At 67.0% G+C, this 17,537-nt stretch carries 17 protein-coding genes; 11 read left to right on the forward strand and 6 right to left on the reverse strand.

All coding sequences use genetic code 11. The features are described from left to right. The first annotated feature begins 29 nt into the window (after positions 1-29). The 4 genes from hypB to hypE are packed head-to-tail and all read left to right on the forward strand — an operon-like array spanning position 30 to position 3,375. The gene (gene hypB / locus VGC77_RS05205) at positions 30-893 is read left to right on the forward strand and encodes a hydrogenase nickel incorporation protein HypB (protein WP_331170509.1); all 864 of its coding nucleotides are present in this window, start codon (positions 30-32) and stop codon (positions 891-893) included. 12 nt (positions 894-905) lie between these two features. Next, complete coding sequence (locus VGC77_RS05210; RefSeq protein ID WP_331170510.1) at positions 906-1,178, forward strand: HypC/HybG/HupF family hydrogenase formation chaperone; 273 nt, start codon at positions 906-908, stop codon at positions 1,176-1,178. Then, positions 1,175-2,344 carry a hydrogenase formation protein HypD gene (hypD, locus tag VGC77_RS05215; RefSeq protein ID WP_331170511.1) on the forward strand — a complete coding sequence of 390 codons (1,170 nt, stop codon included), beginning with the start codon at positions 1,175-1,177 and terminating at the stop codon, positions 2,342-2,344. The genes VGC77_RS05210 and hypD overlap by 4 nt, the downstream gene beginning before the upstream one ends. Beyond that, a complete protein-coding gene (gene hypE, locus VGC77_RS05220) occupies positions 2,341-3,375 on the forward strand; it encodes a hydrogenase expression/formation protein HypE (RefSeq protein ID WP_331170512.1) in 1,035 nt (344 codons plus the stop codon). Before hypD ends, hypE begins: the two co-directional genes overlap by 4 nt. Positions 3,376-3,594: 219 nt before the next feature. Here hypE and hypF read toward each other — a convergent pair whose 3' ends face one another. The 4 genes from hypF to VGC77_RS05240 form a co-directional block, all read right to left on the reverse strand. Beyond that, positions 3,595-5,946 carry a carbamoyltransferase HypF gene (gene hypF, locus VGC77_RS05225; RefSeq protein WP_331170513.1) on the reverse strand — a complete coding sequence of 784 codons (2,352 nt, stop codon included), beginning with the start codon at positions 5,944-5,946 and terminating at the stop codon, positions 3,595-3,597. A gap of 2 nt (positions 5,947-5,948) precedes the next feature. After that, complete coding sequence (mog, locus tag VGC77_RS05230; RefSeq protein ID WP_331170526.1) at positions 5,949-6,467, reverse strand: molybdopterin adenylyltransferase; 519 nt, start codon at positions 6,465-6,467, stop codon at positions 5,949-5,951. A gap of 89 nt (positions 6,468-6,556) precedes the next feature. Next, complete coding sequence (locus tag VGC77_RS05235) at positions 6,557-7,648, reverse strand: HoxN/HupN/NixA family nickel/cobalt transporter (RefSeq protein ID WP_331170514.1); 1,092 nt, start codon at positions 7,646-7,648, stop codon at positions 6,557-6,559. Next, positions 7,645-7,863, reverse strand: coding sequence for a hypothetical protein (locus VGC77_RS05240; RefSeq protein ID WP_331170515.1), 219 nt, complete (start codon positions 7,861-7,863; stop codon positions 7,645-7,647). Before VGC77_RS05240 ends, VGC77_RS05235 begins: the two co-directional genes overlap by 4 nt. Positions 7,864-7,966: 103 nt before the next feature. Between VGC77_RS05240 and nikR the strand changes: the two genes are divergently transcribed. Together nikR and VGC77_RS05250 are read left to right on the forward strand one after the other, a co-directional pair. Continuing rightward, positions 7,967-8,404 carry a nickel-responsive transcriptional regulator NikR gene (gene nikR, locus VGC77_RS05245; protein ID WP_331170516.1) on the forward strand — a complete coding sequence of 146 codons (438 nt, stop codon included), beginning with the start codon at positions 7,967-7,969 and terminating at the stop codon, positions 8,402-8,404. A 354-nt stretch (positions 8,405-8,758) separates the two neighbouring features. Further along, on the forward strand, positions 8,759-8,941 hold the full coding sequence (locus VGC77_RS05250; protein WP_331170517.1) for a hypothetical protein: 183 nt from the start codon (positions 8,759-8,761) through the stop codon (positions 8,939-8,941). Between the two features lie 222 nt (positions 8,942-9,163). Here the strand turns inward: VGC77_RS05250 and VGC77_RS05255 are convergent, their stop codons facing one another. After that, the gene (locus VGC77_RS05255; protein ID WP_331170518.1) at positions 9,164-9,607 is read right to left on the reverse strand and encodes a hypothetical protein; all 444 of its coding nucleotides are present in this window, start codon (positions 9,605-9,607) and stop codon (positions 9,164-9,166) included. Between the two features lie 156 nt (positions 9,608-9,763). Beyond that, entirely contained in the window at positions 9,764-10,171 is a 408-nt protein-coding gene (locus tag VGC77_RS05260) for a YchJ family protein (protein ID WP_331170519.1), read from the reverse strand. A 382-nt stretch (positions 10,172-10,553) separates the two neighbouring features. On the opposite strand from VGC77_RS05260, the gene VGC77_RS05265 reads away from it, so the two are divergent. The 5 genes from VGC77_RS05265 to VGC77_RS05285 form a co-directional block, all read left to right on the forward strand. After that, the gene (locus VGC77_RS05265; RefSeq protein ID WP_080507376.1) at positions 10,554-10,643 is read left to right on the forward strand and encodes a K(+)-transporting ATPase subunit F; all 90 of its coding nucleotides are present in this window, start codon (positions 10,554-10,556) and stop codon (positions 10,641-10,643) included. Positions 10,644-10,655: 12 nt separating this feature from the next. Continuing rightward, on the forward strand, positions 10,656-12,359 hold the full coding sequence (gene kdpA, locus VGC77_RS05270; RefSeq protein WP_331170520.1) for a potassium-transporting ATPase subunit KdpA: 1,704 nt from the start codon (positions 10,656-10,658) through the stop codon (positions 12,357-12,359). A 24-nt stretch (positions 12,360-12,383) separates the two neighbouring features. Further along, complete coding sequence (kdpB, locus tag VGC77_RS05275; protein WP_331170521.1) at positions 12,384-14,501, forward strand: potassium-transporting ATPase subunit KdpB; 2,118 nt, start codon at positions 12,384-12,386, stop codon at positions 14,499-14,501. A gap of 11 nt (positions 14,502-14,512) precedes the next feature. Beyond that, positions 14,513-15,115, forward strand: coding sequence for a K(+)-transporting ATPase subunit C (locus VGC77_RS05280; RefSeq protein WP_331170522.1), 603 nt, complete (start codon positions 14,513-14,515; stop codon positions 15,113-15,115). A 42-nt stretch (positions 15,116-15,157) separates the two neighbouring features. Further along, a partial coding sequence (locus VGC77_RS05285) for a sensor histidine kinase KdpD (RefSeq protein ID WP_331170523.1) occupies positions 15,158-17,537 on the forward strand: 2,380 nt, incomplete at its 3' end.

The following is a 17,537-nucleotide window of genomic DNA, read 5'->3' on the forward strand; positions in this document are numbered from 1 at the left end:
GCGGTGCAAACCCGAATGGAGACGACGTGATGTGTACCACCTGCGGATGCGGCGGAGCCGAAGCGACGATCGAAGGCATCGATGCCCACGGGCATTCGCACGACCACGATCATGCGCATGACCACGCTCACGACCATGGCGACGAACACGGCCACGCCCACGATCACGCGCATGACGGCCACCATCACGATCATCACCACCATCATGCGGCGGCGTCGACGCCCGCAGCAGCCGGCACGACCTCGCGGACCATCGTGCTGGAGCGCGATATTCTTGCCGAGAACGATCGCATGGCGGCGCGCAACCGCGCCCGCTTTGCCGCGGCCGGCGTGCTGGCGCTGAACCTGGTGTCGAGCCCGGGCTCCGGCAAGACCACGCTGTTGACCCGCACCATCGAAGCGCTCGGCGGCACGGTGCCGGTCGGCGTCATCGAAGGCGATCAGCAGACCAGCAACGATGCCGACCGGATTCGCAAGGCCGGCGCGCCGGCGGTGCAGATCAACACCGGCAAGGGCTGCCATCTCGACGCGCATATGGTCGGCCACGCCTGCGATCAGCTCGATCTGGCCCGCGGCGGGGTGTTGTTCATCGAAAATGTCGGTAATCTGGTTTGTCCCGCGGCGTTCGACCTCGGCGAGGCGGCCAAGGTCGCCATCGTCTCGGTTACCGAGGGCGACGACAAGCCGCTGAAATATCCCGACATGTTCGCCGCCGCGCGGCTCGTGCTGGTGAACAAGATCGATCTGTTGCCTTACGTCGATTCCGATATCGCGGTGCTCACCGCCAACGCCCGCAGGGTCAATCCCGCGGTCGAGGTGCTGGTGCTGTCGGCGCGTAGCGGCGAAGGCATGGACGCCTGGGTGGCTTGGCTGACATCACGATTGGCAACATAGGACGGACGCATCATGTGCCTCGGCATTCCCGTACAAATCATCGCCGTCACCGATCCGGACAAGATGCTGGCGCTCGCCGAGGTCAAAGGCGTGCGCCGCGAGATCAACGTCATGCTGGTCAGCGAGCCCGGCGAGCCGATCGAGGCGCTGATCGGACGCTGGGTGCTGCTGCATGTCGGCTTCGCGGTGTCGCGGATCGACGAGGAGGAGGCGCGGATCACGCTCGAGCTGCTCGACGCCACCGGCGCCGTGGAAGAAGAGCTCGCCGTGATGGCGCCGCAATGACCGCGACAGCGCCCAGGAACTACGCCGACGAATTTCGCGATCCGGCGCATGCGCGCGCCGAATTGGCGCGGATCGCCAGGCTCGCCGCCGCGCTCGGCGCCACCCACGACAAGCCGGTCTCGATCATGGAGATCTGCGGCGGTCACACCCACACGATTTTCCGCCACGGTCTCGACCGCCTGATCGATCAGGGTATCGAATTCGTGCACGGGCCGGGCTGCCCGGTCTGCGTGCTGCCGCAGGCGCGGATCGACGAATGCATCGAGATCGCCAGCCGCCCCGGTGTGGTGCTGGCGACGTTCGGCGACGCGATGCGGGTGCCCGGCACCCAGGGCTCGCTGCTGGTCGCCAAGGCCAAGGGCGCCGACGTGCGCATCGTCTATTCGCCGCTCGATGCGCTGGCGCTGGCGCGCAAGATGCCGGAGCGCGAGGTGGTGTTCTTCGCGCTCGGTTTCGAGACCACGATGCCGGCGACCGCGCTGACGCTGCTGCAGGCCGAGCGCGAGGGCATCAAGAACTTTTCGCTGTTCTGCAATCACATCACGGTGCCGCAGCCGCTGCGCGTGCTGCTGCAGGACCCGATGATGCAGATCCACGGCTTCGTCGGCCCCGGCCATGTCAGCATGGTGATCGGGCTGGAGCCGTATGATTTTATCGCCGAGCAATTTCACCGCCCGGTGGTGGTCGCGGGCTTCGAGCCGGTCGATCTGTTGCAATCGGTGGCGATGGTGCTGACGCAACTGGTCGAAGGCCGTGCCGAAGTCGAGAACCAATATGCGCGGGTGGTGCGCAAGGCCGGCAACCCGCAGGCGCTGGCGGCGATCGACGCGGTGTTCGAGCCGCGCGCCAGCTTCGAGTGGCGCGGCCTCGGCGAGATCGAATGGTCCGGCATGAAGATTCGCGCCCGCTATGCCGCGTTCGATGCCGAGCAGAAATTCGGCGTCGGTTATGGCGGCACGCGGGCTGTGACCGCGCCCGAACTCGCCGATTGCCGCTGCGGCGAAGTGGTGAAGGGCGCGGTGAAGCCGCCGGATTGTCCGCTGTTCGGCACGGTGTGCCGACCGGAGACGCCGGTCGGCGCGCTGATGGTGTCGTCGGAAGGCTCCTGCGCGGCCTATTGGCAATATGCCGGGCGGCGCGCCGCTCCGGCGGAGGCTTCGGCATGAGCAAGTTGATCGGAAGCGTCGTCACGCTGGCGCATGGCGGCGGCGGCAAGGCGATGCGCGATCTCGTCGCCGAAGTGTTCATGCCGGCGTTCGACAATCCGATTCTCGGCGTGATGGAAGATCAGGCCCGGCTCGAGCTCGGCGCGCTGTCGGTGCCCTGCGCGCGGCTGGCGTTCACCACCGACGGCTTCGTGGTGCGGCCTTTGGAATTTCCCGGCGGCGATATCGGCAAGCTCGCGGTGTGCGGTACGGTGAACGATCTCGCGGTCGGCGGCGCCACGCCGTTGTGGCTGTCCTGCGCCGTGGTGATCGAGGAAGGGTTTGAGTTCGAACGGCTGCGCCGCATCGTCGCCTCGATGCGCGCGGCTGCCGCCGAAGCCGGGGTGATGATCGTCACCGGCGACACTAAGGTGGTGGAGCGCGGTGCGGCAGACGGCTTGTTCATCACCACCGCGGGCGTCGGGGTGTTTCCGCCGGGCCGCGACCTCGCCGCGGTGAATGTGCGGCCGGGCGACGTGGTGCTGGTCAACGGCCCGATCGGCGATCACGGCGCCGCGGTGATGGCCGCGCGCGGCGATCTCGCGCTGGAAACTAAGTTGGTCAGCGATTGCCGGCCGCTCAACGGCCTGATGAGCGCGCTGCTCGATGCCGCGCCGGGCACGCGTTGCGCCCGCGACGCGACGCGCGGCGGCGTCGCCGCGGTGCTGAACGAAATCGCCGCCGCCGCCAAGATCGGCGTGGCGATCGACGAGGCGAAGATTCCGGTGCGGCCGGAGGTCGACGGCGTCTGCGAAATCCTCGGCCTCGATCCGTTGTATCTCGCCAACGAAGGCACCTTGGTCGCGGTGGTGCCGGCGGATCAAGCCGACGCCGCGCTGGCGGCGTGGCGGGCGTGTGCCGGCGGCACGGATGCTTGCGCGATCGGCGAGATCACCGCGGGGCCGTCGGGCGACGTGGTGATGCGCACGCGGTTCGGCAGCGAACGGCTGGTCGATCTGATGATCGGCGATCAATTGCCGCGGATCTGCTAACTGGTGCCGCGGATCTGTTGAACTGGGGCGCGTGGTCGAGCGACCTCGGCTCGTCAAGGAGGGCCGTCATTCCGGGGCGCGAGCCCTTGGGCGAGCGAACCCGGAATCTCGCTGCGGATATCAGAGGCCGGACTTGTTGCGAGATTCCGGGTTCACTCGCGGCTCGCGCCGCTCGTGCCCCGGAATGACGAACTCAATTGATCGCCCGCGCCTGACGCGCTACACCAGCGCCCGCGCCGCGGCGATGATCGCCTGGCCATAGGCCAGCCCGCCGTCATTGGCGGGGATTTGCGCCGGCGACAGCACCGGCAGTGCACAGTCTTGCAGCCGGTTCAGGCAAGCCTGAAGTAACAAGCCGTTCTGGAACACGCCGCCGCCGAGCGCGATCGCCTGCGCGTCGTGGGCCTTGGCGATTTTGATCGCCGCATCGCAGAATATTTCCGCGAGCCCGAAATGAAATCGCGCGGCGATATCGGCGAGCGGCACGCCCTCGCGGAGATCGTCCAACAGCGCGCGCCACATCGGCGCCGGGTCGATACTCCACGGCGTCGTCGAAGTGTCGATGCCGAAGGAATAGCGCGCGGTGTCGGCGCTCGCGCTCGCCAGCGCCTCCAGCGCCATCGCGGCTTCGCCCTCGAAGCTCAATTGCGCCGGCGACAGCCCAAGCGCCGCGGCGACCGCGTCGAACAGCCGGCCGCAGGACGACGACAGCGGCGCATTGAGGCCGCGCGCCATCGCCTGGCGCAGCACGTTGAGTTGCTGCGCGGCCAGCATCGCGCCGCCCGGCACGGCCGGCAGGTAGGCCGCGGTGCCGTCAGGGCCGAACGCGGCATCGAGCTGCGCCAGCAGATTGCGCCACGGCTGCGTCACCGCGCGCGCCCCGCCGGGCAGCGGCACCGGCCGCAGCCGCGCCATCCGGGTGAAGTCGGAGTAATCGCACAGCAGAATCTCGCCGCCCCACACCGTGCCGTCGGCACCATAGCCGATGCCGTCGAGCGCGATGCCGACGATGCTGCCGCCGTCGCGCGGCCAGCCCCGCTCGGCCATCGCCGCGGCGATATGGGCGTGATGATGCTGCACGCGGATCAGCGGCAGCGCGCGCTCGGCAGCGGCCTGCTCGGCAAAGGCTGAGCTGCGATAGGCCGGATGCAGATCGGCGGCGAGCAGGCGAGGGCGATGATCGAACAGCTGCGCGTAGTCGTCGATGGCGCGGACGAATTCGCGATAGGTCAGCGGCTCCTCGAGGTCGCCGAGGTGATGCGACAGCAGCGCCTCGTTGTCGCGCAACAAGCAGATCGCGCCCTTCATTTCGCCGCCCAGCGCAAGCACGGGCTTTGCTGCGGCAAAGCCCGGCGGCAAGGAACGCGGCGCCGGCGCGTAGCCGCGGGCGTGGCGCAACAGCCGGGTTTCGCTGCCGATCACGCGCGCCACCGAATCGTCGAGCCGCCGTGCGATCCGCCGATCGTGCATCACGAACAGATCGGCGAAGCCGCCGAGCTTTCGCTGCGCGTAGGCGTTGTCGATCACCTGCGGCTCGCCGGAGACGTTGCCGCTGGTCATCACCAGCGCGCCGCCGAATTCCTTGAGCAGCAGATGATGCAGCGGCGTGGTCGGCAGCATGAAGCCGAGCAGCGCCTGGTTCGGCGCCACCGCGGCGGCGAGGCCCTCGCGCTGGTGCCACGCCAGCAGCACGATCGGCGCCGCCGGGCTCAAAAGCAGCGCGGCCTCGCGCGCGTCGACCCGGCAAAACTTTTGGATGCCGTCGAGATCCGGCGCCATCAGTGCAAACGGTTTGGCCGGACGCCGCTTGCGCGTCCGCAACGCCTCGACCGCGGCGGCGTTGCCGGCGTCGCAGGCGAGATGAAATCCGCCGAGGCCCTTCAGCGCGAGAATTTGGCCCTGCCGCAAGGCTTCGACCGCGGCCGTGAGCGGATCGTCGGCGGCACCCCGCGCGCCGCCGGCGTTCTCCAGCCACAGTTGCGGGCCGCAGACCGGGCAGGCGATCGGCTGGGCGTGGAAGCGGCGGTCGGCCGGGGAGCCGTATTCGCTGCGGCACGGCGCGCACAGCGCGAAGTCGCGCATCGTCGTATTCGGGCGGTCGTAGGGAATCGCGTCGATAATCGAGAACCGCGGCCCGCAGCAGGTGCAACTGGCAAACGCATAACGATGGCGGCGCTCGCCCGGCGTATCGATCTCGGCGGCGCAGGCGTCGCAGATCCGCGCATCCGGCACCACGCCCGCGGTGTGCCGGCCGTGCGCGGACGCCGGCGACGGCGTGATCGCAAATGTCGTGAGGCCGGGCGGCGCGCTCCATGGCGCGCGCTCGATCGCGACGACATGGGCCAGCGTCGGCGGCTGGTCGCGGATCGCTGCCACCAGCGCCTCGAGCGCCGCGGCTTCGCCGGCCGCGTGAATCAACACGCCTTCGGAATCATTATGCACCGAGCCCGCAAGCTGCAGCCGCTGCGCCAGCGCGTGCACGAAGGGACGAAAGCCGACGCCCTGCACCAGGCCGCGGACGCGGATGCATTCGCCGGCAGCAAGCGGCGCATCGCGATCGCCGCGATCCATCGTCATTTCGGCCGGAACGCGGCGATCACCTTGTCGTCGGTTTCGATCCGTCCGGCGCCGATCAGGTCGAGACAATACGGCACCGCGGCGAACACCGCTTCGAGACACACCGCGATCGAGGCCGGCTTGCCGGGCAGGTTGATGATCAGCGTCTTGCCGCGCGTCCCGGCGAGCTGCCGCGACAGGATCGCGGTCGGCACGTGCTGCAGGCTGGCCAGCCGCATCGCTTCGCCGAAGCCCGGCATCAGCCGTTCGATCACCGCTTCGGTGGCCTCCGGCGTGCAATCGCGCGGCGACGGGCCGGTGCCGCCGGTGGTCAGCACCAGATCGACCTTGTCGACGTCGCACAGCGCGATCAGCGCCTCGCGGACGCTGTCGACGCCGTCCGGAATGACGCGACCGACTGCTTCCCAGGGCGAGGTGATGGCGCGGCTCAGCCAGGCGACCACCGCCGGGCCGCCGAGATCCTCATATTCGCCGCGCGCCGCGCGGTCGGAGACGGTCAGAACGCCGATGCGCACCATGCGCCAGTCCCACTCTTAAGATGTGTTGGTCGCCGAGGCTCGGAAACCTTGCGTCGGCAATGATAGCACGGCGGCTTTGCGCAGCGTCAGCGAATGTTGACTTCGATCTCGTCGTAGCGCTTCAGGCGGTAGACGATCGCCGACACCAGCCAGCAGCCGACGAAAATGCCGATGATCACATAACCCAGCATGCCGAAATTGTCGTTCATGGCGTAGATCCAGGGCCACGGCCCGCCCTCGAAGCCGAGCTTGCTGCCCAAGAGGCCGAGCCCTTCGACGCCGCCGATCAACACCGCCACCACCACCGACACGAAGGTGATCGTCATGTTGTAATAAAGCTTGCGGATCGGTTTCACGAACGCCCAGCCATAGGCGCCGATCATCAGCATGCCGTCGCTGGTGTCGACCAGCGACATGCCGGCGGTGAACAGCGCCGGAAAGATCAGGATCGACCACAGCGGCAGCCCTTGCGAGCCTTGCGCCGCGGAAATCCCCAACAGCCCGATCTCGGTGGCGGTGTCGAAGCCGAGCCCGAACAGCAGCCCGAGCGGGTACATATGCCAGCTCTTCGCGATCATCTTGAACAGCGAGCGCAACAGCCGGCCGAGCAGCCCACGCTGCGACAACAGGATATTGAGATCCTCCTCGATGACGTCCTCGCCGCGTCGCGCGGCGTTGAACATCCGGATCACCGACACCAGGATCACGATATTGGCCGCCGCCACCATCAGCAGAAACAGCGCCGAGACGCTGGTGCCGATCACGCCGCCGAACACCTTGAACGCCTCGAATTTGGACTGAATGGCGCCGACCAACAGCGCCACCAAGATCGACGCCACCACCACCACGGTGGAATGCCCCAGCGAGAAGAACAGCCCGACCGACAGCGGCCGCTTGCCGCCCTGCATCAATTTGCGGGTGACGTTGTCGATGGCGGCGATGTGGTCGGCGTCGACGGCGTGGCGCAGGCCGAAGGTGTAGGCCAGAAGCGCGGTGCCGAGCAGCACCGGATAATCCCGAAAGGTGATCAGCGCCGCGCTCCAGGCGGCGATGTTGAACGCCGCCAGCAGCACATAGATCACCGTGGCCTTGGCGCGGGACTGCTCCGGTTGGTCGTCGAACAGCCGGCCCAGCAGCGGCCGGCGGATCGGGAGAAGGTCGACGGTGATTTCGCTCATGGCCAGCCCGTGTGATGCGCGACCACCGCGGCGTTCGCGAGGTCGAAAAGCGTCTGAAAACGGCCGTCGCGGGCGACATCTCTTGCACGTTGACCGGCGCCGGATTGCGGTGCACCGTTTGCGCGGTCATAACCAAAATCGATGGCGTGATCGAGATGAACGATAACGAAGTAAGGCGGTCCGGCGACGAATTTCTGCTGAAGACCTGCTACCATCCGACCCCGGGCGGCAACGCTTCGACCTGACGTAATCACGCTTCGTATGAGGTTTCAACCGAAAACTCACACGGCCGATTCCCGAACATCATATGGTTTTCTTATGCAGCGAATTACAATCACGATCGACGACGACCTGTTGGCCGAGATCGATGCGGCGGCCGAGGAGCGCGGCTATCAGAACCGCTCCGAGATCATCCGCGACCTGGCCCGCGCCGGCATGCAGCAAAGCGCCAAACAGGCGGCGCCGGCCGGCCAATGCGTCGGCGCGCTGGTCTATGTCTATGATCATTCCGCGCGCGATCTGTCGAAGCGGCTGGTGCAGAATTTTCACGGCCATCACGATCTATCGCTGGCCACGCTGCACGTGCATCTGGACGGCGACAGTTGCCTGGAAGTAACGGCGCTGAAGGGATCGAGCGTCGACGTGCAGCACTTCGCCGACCACATCATCGCCGAGCGCGGGGTGCGCTACGGTCATGTGGTGATGATCCCGGCGAAGCCGGACACCAAGCCGGGCCGCAAGCACCGGCACAAGTGAGGACCTGGTGCGGCGCTGACCATGTGGCGAAGCTGATCGAAGCGGAGCATCATCGCCCCTCGCCCCGCTTGCGGGGAGAGGGTGGCGTGACAAGCGAAGCTTGTCGCGCCGGGGGAGAGGGCGCTGCTTTATGCAGAGGCGCCCCCTCACCCGACCCGGCTTCGCTTGCGCTCCGCCGGGTCGACCTCTCCCAGCAAGCGGGGCGAGGTGAATCAGTGCTCGGAGCGAGCGCTATTTACGTAACCGCCACCGGCGCGCACGCACGCGCGGCGAGGCGTCGCCCCGTCATCCGAATTGCCGGGGTGGCAGCGATCCGCCGCGTCGCTATGTTGCGCGTAACGCAGGGGAACCAGAATGAGTTGGTACGTAGACGCGATCCTTGTCGGGGTCATTCTGCCGTGGATCATCGTGACCTATCGGCTGATCGCGGCGTTCCGCCAGGGCATTGCCGGCGGCCTCGTGAAATGGCTGACCTATTGTGCGATCAGCGTGCCGGCGATGCTGCTGATCATGTGGGGCGTCCAGTTCACGCGGTAGAGCGGCGGCCTGCAAAATCAGGGGTCTTTTGTTATTGCAAGCCGAGGGCGGCGCGCCGCGCCGGCTTCGACGCCAATCCATCTACGGGCCGCACGCGATGCCGCTGGATTTCTTCGTCGCCAGAGCTCCCCGCAACGACGCGGTGAATGCCCGATTTCATTGACCGCTTGTTCCGTCAGACTGTGAGCGCCGGGCGGATCAACTGCGGCCCGGCCCGCCGGATCATGCGGCGGAAGCCTCCGGCGCCGCCGGCTGCGATTTGCCGCCTTCGATAATCACGAAATTGCGCTGCGGCCGACCCTCGCGTTTCGGCTCGCGCGTCGGATGGCACGGCGCGGCGGCGGGGCGCGCTGCGGTCTCGCACGGCTCGGCGGCCTGGGTGGCGACGGCCTCGAGCAGGGGCGGCGCTTCGATCCTCGGCGTTTCGATGGTCGCCAGCATCTGGCGGCCGGCGGCGGTGAGCTGCCAGCCCTGCGCATCGCGAAGCACCAGACGTTGACCGAAGATGTCGAGCTGCGGCGCGCGCGCCAGCATCTGCTTCATCCGGTCGGTCCAGTCGCGGCCGCTGGCGCCGAGAATCGCAAGGTCGGCCTTGAGCCTGTCCACGGTGGCGCAGCCGTTGGGATAGCTCGACAAAACCTTCAGAATGGCCACTTGCAACGACACGATACGCCCCGACTCAGCGAGAACCGAAAAGTTCTGGCTAGCGCCATTATCTCCTGAGAACGACGGCTGTCTACGAAACCGCCAGTTATCCCCAGATTTGGCGCCGGCGCGACGTCGGTTCGGACCTTTGGTAGTAGGGCGATAGGGGCATGCCGATCAGGGCTGGCCGCCGCCGCGCGGAGCGACCATGCGGCCTTCGCGGAAGAACCAGCGGCCGCGACGTTTGCGAAATTCCGAGCGCTCGTGATGCTTCTGCTCGGCGCCGGTGCCTTGCCGAAACCAGGCGATGAACTCGACCTCGCCGCGACTGCCCTGTTGCGAACTGCTGAGGACATCCAGCCCGGTGAAGGTCGAGCCGTCCATCCAGGCGCGATTGGCGTCGTGGTCGAGCTCGTCGCGGACCTGCGGGTCGGTTGAGTTCAGAATATAGGCGAAGTCTTTTCGGACATAGGCGGCATAGCGCGACCGCATCAGCGCTTCCGGAGACGGCGCCGGTTTTTTGCCGTCGAGCAGCGGCCCGCAGCATTGATCGAACGGTCTGTCGGCGCAGCACAGGCACTTCATCGGTCGAATCCCGGGCTTGAGTGGACGGCGCAGGGCACTCAACGCCATCGCCCGCGCCAAGCCAAGCGCAATAAGACGGCGCGCGACGGGGCCAATGGGGCTGCTGCGGCGTGTGCTGTCCGCACGTCCACACTCCGCCACCCGGGCGGCCTCGCCGCCGGGTCTTTATGAGATTCCTATAAGTCCGCTGCCGCTGCCGCCTCGAAAACCTATGCCGGCAGGCGCACCTGATCAATCGGCCGGGGTCGCATCCGCCGGCCAGGGACCACTGCGCAACGGAGCATCTCATGCTGGACATTCTCATGCTGGGCCTCGGACTTGGATTCTTCGCGCTGTCGGTCGGCTACGCCTACGGCTGCGATCGGCTTTGAGGAGCACACAAATGACATTCGATCTCACACTCGCCGGCATCGTGACGGTCGGGCTGTTGATCTACCTGACCTACGCCTTGCTGCGGCCTGAGCGATTCTGAGGGGCGAACACCATGACAATCATCGGCTGGATTCAAATCGCATTATTCTGCACCATCGTGGTGGCGCTGGCCAAGCCGCTCGGCTGGTACATGACGCGGGTGTTCAGCGGCGAATGGACGCCGCTGTCGCCGCTGTTGCGGCCGGTCGAGGCCGGGCTGTATTGGCTCGGCGGCGTCGACGTCAGGCGCGAACAGCATTGGCTCACCTATACGGTGTCGATGCTGCTGTTCCACGTCGGCGGTTTTCTCATTCTCTACGGCGTGCTGCGGTTGCAGGCGGCGCTGCCGTTCAATCCGCAGGATCAGTCGGCGGTGGCGCCGGATCTCGCGTTCAACACCGCGATCAGCTTCCTCACCAACACCAACTGGCAGAATTACGGCGGCGAGAGCACGCTGTCCTACCTGTCGCAGATGCTCGGCCTGACGCACCAGAATTTCCTCTCGGCGGCGACCGGCATCGCGCTGGCGGTGGCGCTGATCCGCGGTTTCGCCCGTTCCTCGATGCGCACCATCGGCAATTTCTGGGTCGACGTCACCCGCTGCACGCTCTACGTGCTGCTGCCGGTCTGCGTCATCTACACGCTGTTTCTGGTCTGGCAGGGCATCCCGCAGACCTTGAATGCTTATGTCGACGCCACCACGCTGGAAGGCGCCAAGCAGAGCATCGCGTTAGGCCCGGTGGCCTCGCAGGTCGCGATCAAGATGCTCGGCACCAATGGCGGCGGCTTCTTCAACGCCAACGCCGCGCACCCGTTCGAGAATCCGACCGCGCTGTCGAACTTCGTGCAGATGCTGTCGATCTTCGTGCTCGGCACCGGCCTCACCAACGTATTCGGCCGCATGGTCGGCAACGAGCGGCAAGGCTGGGCGATCCTCGGCGTGATGGGCGTGCTGTTCGTCGCCGGCGTCGCCATCACCTATTGGGCGGAGGCGATCGGCACCACCGGGCTCAACGCGCTGGGGCTCGCCGGCGGCAATATGGAAGGCAAGGAAGTCCGCTTCGGCATCATCGCCTCCAGCCTGTTCGCGGTGATCACCACCGCGGCCTCCTGCGGCGCGGTCAACGCGATGCATGACTCGTTCACCGCGCTCGGCGGCATGATCCCGCTGATCAACATGCAGCTCGGCGAGATCATCGTCGGCGGCGTCGGTGCCGGGCTCTACGGCATGCTGTTGTTCGTGGTGCTGGCGATCTTCGTCGCAGGCTTAATGGTCGGCCGCACCCCGGAATATGTCGGCAAGAAGATCGAGGCCCGCGAGGTCAAGATGGCGATGCTGGCGATCCTGGTGCTGCCGTTGATGTATCTCGGCTGGACCGCGGTGGCGGTGGTGCTGCCCTCCGCGGTGGCGTCGATCGCCAATCCCGGCCCGCACGGCTTCAGCGAGGTTTTGTACGCCTTCACCTCGGCGACCGGCAACAACGGTTCGGCGTTCGGCGGGCTCAGCGGCAACACGCTGTTCTACAATCTGACGCTCGCCACCTCGATGTTCGTCGGCCGCTTCTTCATGATCGTGCCGGCGATGGCGCTGGCCGGATCGCTGGCGGCGAAGAAATCGATCCCGGCCTCGGCCGGCACGCTGCCGACCACCGGCGGGCTGTTCATCGGTCTCGTGGTCGGCGTCATCCTGATCATCGGCGGTCTCACCTTCTTTCCGGCGCTGGCGCTCGGCCCGATCGTCGAGCACCTGGCGATGACCGCAAACACCTTGTTCTGATCGATCCCATTCGGAGTGACCTCAATGGATAAACTCAAGACCAGCAAGCGCGCCAGCCGCTCGGCGATGTTCGATCCAAAGATCGTGCTGCCGTCGATCGTTCAGGCCTTCGTCAAGCTCGACCCGCGGATGATGATCAAGAACCCGGTGATGTTCGTGGTGGAAGTGGTCGCGGCGCTGACCACGGTGATCTTCGCCAAGAACGTGTGGCAGGGCAGCGTTGATCTCGGCTTCACCTTCCAGATCATCCTGTGGCTGTGGTTCACCGTGCTGTTCGCCAACTTCGCCGAGGCGGTCGCCGAAGGTCGCGGTAAGGCGCAGGCCGACACGTTGCGGCAGACCCGCTCCAACACCAAGGCCAAGCGGCTGTTGATCGAGGACAACTTCGAGCTCTACGAAGGCGTCGCCGCGGAACAGCTCGAGCAGGGCGATCTGGTGCTGGTCGAAGCCGGCGACATCATTCCCGGCGACGGCGAAGTGATCCGCGGCGTGGCCTCGGTCAACGAGGCGGCGATCACCGGGGAATCCGCGCCGGTGATCCGGGAATCCGGCGGCGACCGTTCGGCGGTGACCGGCGGCACGCTGGTGATCTCGGACCGCATCGTGGTGCGGCTGACCGCGTCGAAGGGCACCTCGTTTCTCGACCGCATGATCAGCCTGATCGAAGGCGCGGCGCGGCAGAAGACGCCGAACGAGATCGCACTGAACATTCTGTTGGTCGGGCTCACCATCATCTTCATCTTTGCGACGGTGACGATCCCGAGCTACGCCGCCTATGCCGGCGGTTCGATCTCGGTGGTGGTGCTGGTGGCGCTGTTCGTCACGCTGATCCCGACCACGATCGGCGCGCTGTTGTCGGCGATCGGCATCGCCGGCATGGACCGGCTGGTGCGCTTCAACGTGCTGGCGATGAGCGGCCGCGCGGTGGAGGCCGCCGGCGACGTCGACACCTTGCTGCTCGACAAGACCGGCACCATCACGCTCGGCAACCGCGAGGCCACCGAATTCCGTCCGGTGCACGGCGTCAGCGAGCTGGAATTGGCCGATGCGGCGCAGCTCGCCTCGCTCGCCGACGAGACGCCGGAGGGCCGCTCGATCGTGGTGCTGGCGAAGGAAAAGCACGGCCTGCGCAGCCGCGACATGGCCGAGCTCAACGCCAGCTTCATTCCGTTCACCGCGCAGACGCGAATGAGCGGCGTCGATGCCGGCGCGTCCTGGGTGCGTAAGGGCGCGGTGGATGCGATCCTCAACCACGTCGAGGGCGGCGGCCGCTCGCGTGCGGTGGCCTCGGGCAACGCCGCGCGCGCGGTGGCGTCGATGTCCGAACACGCGCGGGAGATCTTCGCGATCGCCGATGAGGTCTCCAAAGCCGGCGGCACCCCGCTCGCGGTGGCGAAGGACGGCCGGCTGCTCGGCGTCGTGCACCTCAAGGACATCGTCAAGGGCGGCATTCGCGAGCGCTTCGCCGAATTGCGCCGGATGGGGATTCGCACCGTGATGATCACCGGCGACAATCCGATGACTGCGGCGGCGATCGCCGCCGAAGCCGGGGTCGACGACTTCCTGGCGCAGGCCACGCCGGAGGACAAATTGAAGCTGATCCGCGACGAACAATCCAAAGGCAAACTTGTGGCAATGTGCGGCGACGGCACCAACGACGCCCCCGCGCTCGCCCAGGCCGATGTCGGGGTGGCGATGAACACCGGAACCCAGGCGGCGCGCGAGGCCGGTAACATGGTGGACCTGGATTCCAACCCGACCAAGCTGATCGAGGTGGTGGAGATCGGCAAGCAACTGTTGATGACCCGCGGCGCGCTGACCACCTTCTCGATCGCCAACGACGTGGCGAAGTATTTCGCCATCATCCCGGCGATCTTCCTCGCCTTCTATCCGCAGTTGCAGACGCTCAACGTCATGCATCTGGCCAGCCCGCAGAGCGCCATCCTGTCGGCGATCATCTTCAACGCGCTGATCATCATCGCGCTGATCCCGCTGGCCTTGAAAGGCGTCGCCTACCGCGCGATCGGCGCCGGCGCGCTGCTCCGCCGCAACCTGTTGGTCTATGGGCTCGGCGGCATCATCATTCCGTTCATCGGCATCAAGGCGATCGACCTCGCGGTCACCGCTTTGCATCTGGTTTGAGGAGACCTGTCATGTTGAAAGAAATCCGTCCCGCCATCGTCTTGCTGCTGGCGCTGACGCTGCTTACCGGCCTCGCCTATCCGCTGGCGATGACCGGCCTCGCCGGCGCGATCTTTCCCAAACAGGCGCAGGGCAGCCTGATCGAGAAGGACGGCCAGGTGATCGGCTCGGCGCTGATCGGCCAGGCCTTCACCGAAGACAAATATTTCCACGGCCGGCCCTCGGCGACCACCGCCGCCGACCCGGAGGATTCCAGCAAGACCGTGCCGGCGCCGTATAACGCGACGAACTCCGCGGGCTCCAATCTCGGCCCGACCAACAAGGTGCTGATCGACCGCGTCAAGGACGACGTCGACAAGTTGAAGGCGGAAAACCCCGCGGCGGCGGTGCCGGTCGATCTGGTCACCAGCTCGGCGAGCGGGCTCGATCCGGACATCTCGCCGGACGCCGCGCTATTCCAGGTGCCGCGCGTCGCCAAGGCGCGCAGCCTGCCCGAGGCGCGGGTGCGGCAGCTGGTGAGCGAACATACCGCGGGGCGGCTCGCCGGGCTGCTCGGCGAGCCGCGCGTCAACGTGTTGGCGCTCAATCTGGCGCTCGATGCGGCGGCGAAGTGATGGATGGCTAGGCCGCCCGCCGGGCAGGGACTATAATGCGACATGGCCGATCACCGCCGCAACGCTGACCAACGACCCTCGCCCGACGCGCTGCTCGACGCCGCGCGCCGCGAGGATGCCGGCCGCGGCCGGCTGAAGATCTTTGTCGGCGCCGCGCCGGGCGTCGGCAAGACCTTCGAGATGCTGCAAAGCGCCCACGCCAAGCGCAAGGCCGGCGTCGACGTTGTAGTCGGCGTGGTCGAGACCCACGGCCGCGTTGAGACCGAGGCGCTGCTGGTGGGGCTCGAGGTGATGCCGAGGCGGCGGCTCACCTACAAGGATCATCTGCTCGACGAGATGGACCTCGACGCGCTGATCGCGCGCCGCCCGCAACTGGCGCTGGTCGACGAACTCGCGCACAGCAACGCGCCGGGCAGCCGCCATCCCAAGCGCTATCTCGACGTCGAGGAACTGCTCAGCCACGGCATCGACGTCTATACCGCGGTGAACATCCAGCACATCGAAAGCCTCAACGACGTGGTGGCGCAGATCACCCACGTCCGGGTCCGCGAGACCGTGCCGGATTCGATCTTCGACCGCGCCGATGCCATCGAACTGGTCGACCTCACCCCGGATGACCTGATCCAGCGGCTGCGCGAGGGCAAGGTCTATGTGCCGAAGCAGGCCGAGCGGGCGCTGGAGCACTATTTCTCGCCGGGCAACCTCACCGCGCTGCGCGAACTGGCGCTGCGCCGCACCGCCGAGCGGGTCGACGAGCAATTGCTCAGCCACATGCAGGCCAATGCGATCGCCGGGCCGTGGGCGGCCGGCGAACGGATTCTGGTGTGCGTCAACGAGGACGCGCGCTCGGCGGGGCTGGTGCGCTACACGCGGCGGCTCGCCGACCGGCTGCACGCGCCGTGGAGCGCGATCTGCGTCGAGACCCGGCAGGGCCAGCGGCTGACCGAGGTCGAGCGCGACCGGCTGGCCGATACTTTGCGGCTGGCCGAGGCGCTGGGCGGCGAGGGCATGACGATTCCCGGCAGCGGCCGCCATGTCGCCGACGATGTCATGAGCTTTGCCAGCAGCAACAACGTCACCCATATCGTGGTCGGCAAATCCACCCGCTCGCTGTGGGTGGAATTGCTGCGCGGCTCGGTGGTGCACGACCTGATCCGCCGCGCCGGCAATATCAGCGTCCACGTCATCGCCGGCGAAGAACTCGCCGCCGATCCGCTGGCGCAGAAGACCGTGAAGACGCTGGAGCGCTCCGACTCCTTCGATGTCAGGCCTTATCTGATGGCGCTGCTGGCGGTCGGCGCCGCGCTCGGCCTCGCCATCCTGATCGAGCCGAGCTTGGGCCTCGTCAACGTCGATCTGGTGTTTCTTACCGCGGTGGTCAGCGTCGCGGTGCGCTACGGTCTGATCCCCTCGGTGCTGGCCAGCGTCACCGCCTCGTTGTGCTACAACTTCTTCTTCCTGCCGCCGCTCTACACCTTCACGATCGCGGACCCGACCAACGTCGCGGCGTTGTTCTTCTTCACGCTCGTGGCGTTCCTGGTGTCGAACATCGCCGGGCGGGCCCGGGTGCAGACGCTCGCCGTCCAGGCGCGCAGCCGCACCACGGAGGCGCTCTACAGCTTCAGCCGCAAGCTCGCCGGGTGCGGAACGCTCGACGACGTGCTGTGGGCGACCGCCTTCCAGATCGCCTCCATGCTGAAGGTGCGCGTCGTCATCATGCTGCCCGAGAACGGCACGATCTCGGTGCGCGCAGGCTATCCCCCGGAGGACACGCTGGACGACGCCGACCTCGCGGCCGCCCGCTGGGCCTACGAGACCGACACCGCCGCGGGACGCGGGGCCGAAACGCTGCCCGGCGCCAAGCGCCTGTTCATGCCGATGCGCACCGGCCGCGGCATCGTGGGCATCGTGGGGCTGGACAGCGACAAGGCCGGGCCGTTGCTCTCGCCCGACCAGCGCCGGCTGTTCGACGCGCTGTCCGACCAGGGCGCGCTCGCGATCGAGCGGGTGCACCTCGTGGAGGATCTCGATCGCGCCAAGCTCTCGGCCGAGACGGACCGCCTGCGGCAGGCACTCCTGACGTCGATCTCGCACGACCTGAAGACGCCGCTCGCGGGCATCCTCGGCGCGGCGAGCACGCTGCGCGACCTCGACGCCGACCTCGACGCCCGCGACAAGGCCGACCTCGTGGGCACGATGATCGAGGAGGCCGAGCGCCTCAACCGCTTCATCGCCAACCTGCTCGACATGACGAGGCTGGAATCGGGCGCCGTCGCGCCGAACGTCGCCCCGCACGACGTGAGCGAGATCGTGGGCTCGGCGCTGAGCCGGGCCGCCAAGATCCTTGCGCGGCACCGCGTGGACGTGGACCTCGCACCGGACCTGCCCATGCTCGACCTCGACGCGGTGCTGTTCGAGCAGG

The sequence above is a fragment of the Rhodopseudomonas sp. genome (assembly GCF_036404135.1).
GTDB lineage: Bacteria > Pseudomonadota > Alphaproteobacteria > Rhizobiales > Xanthobacteraceae > Rhodopseudomonas_A.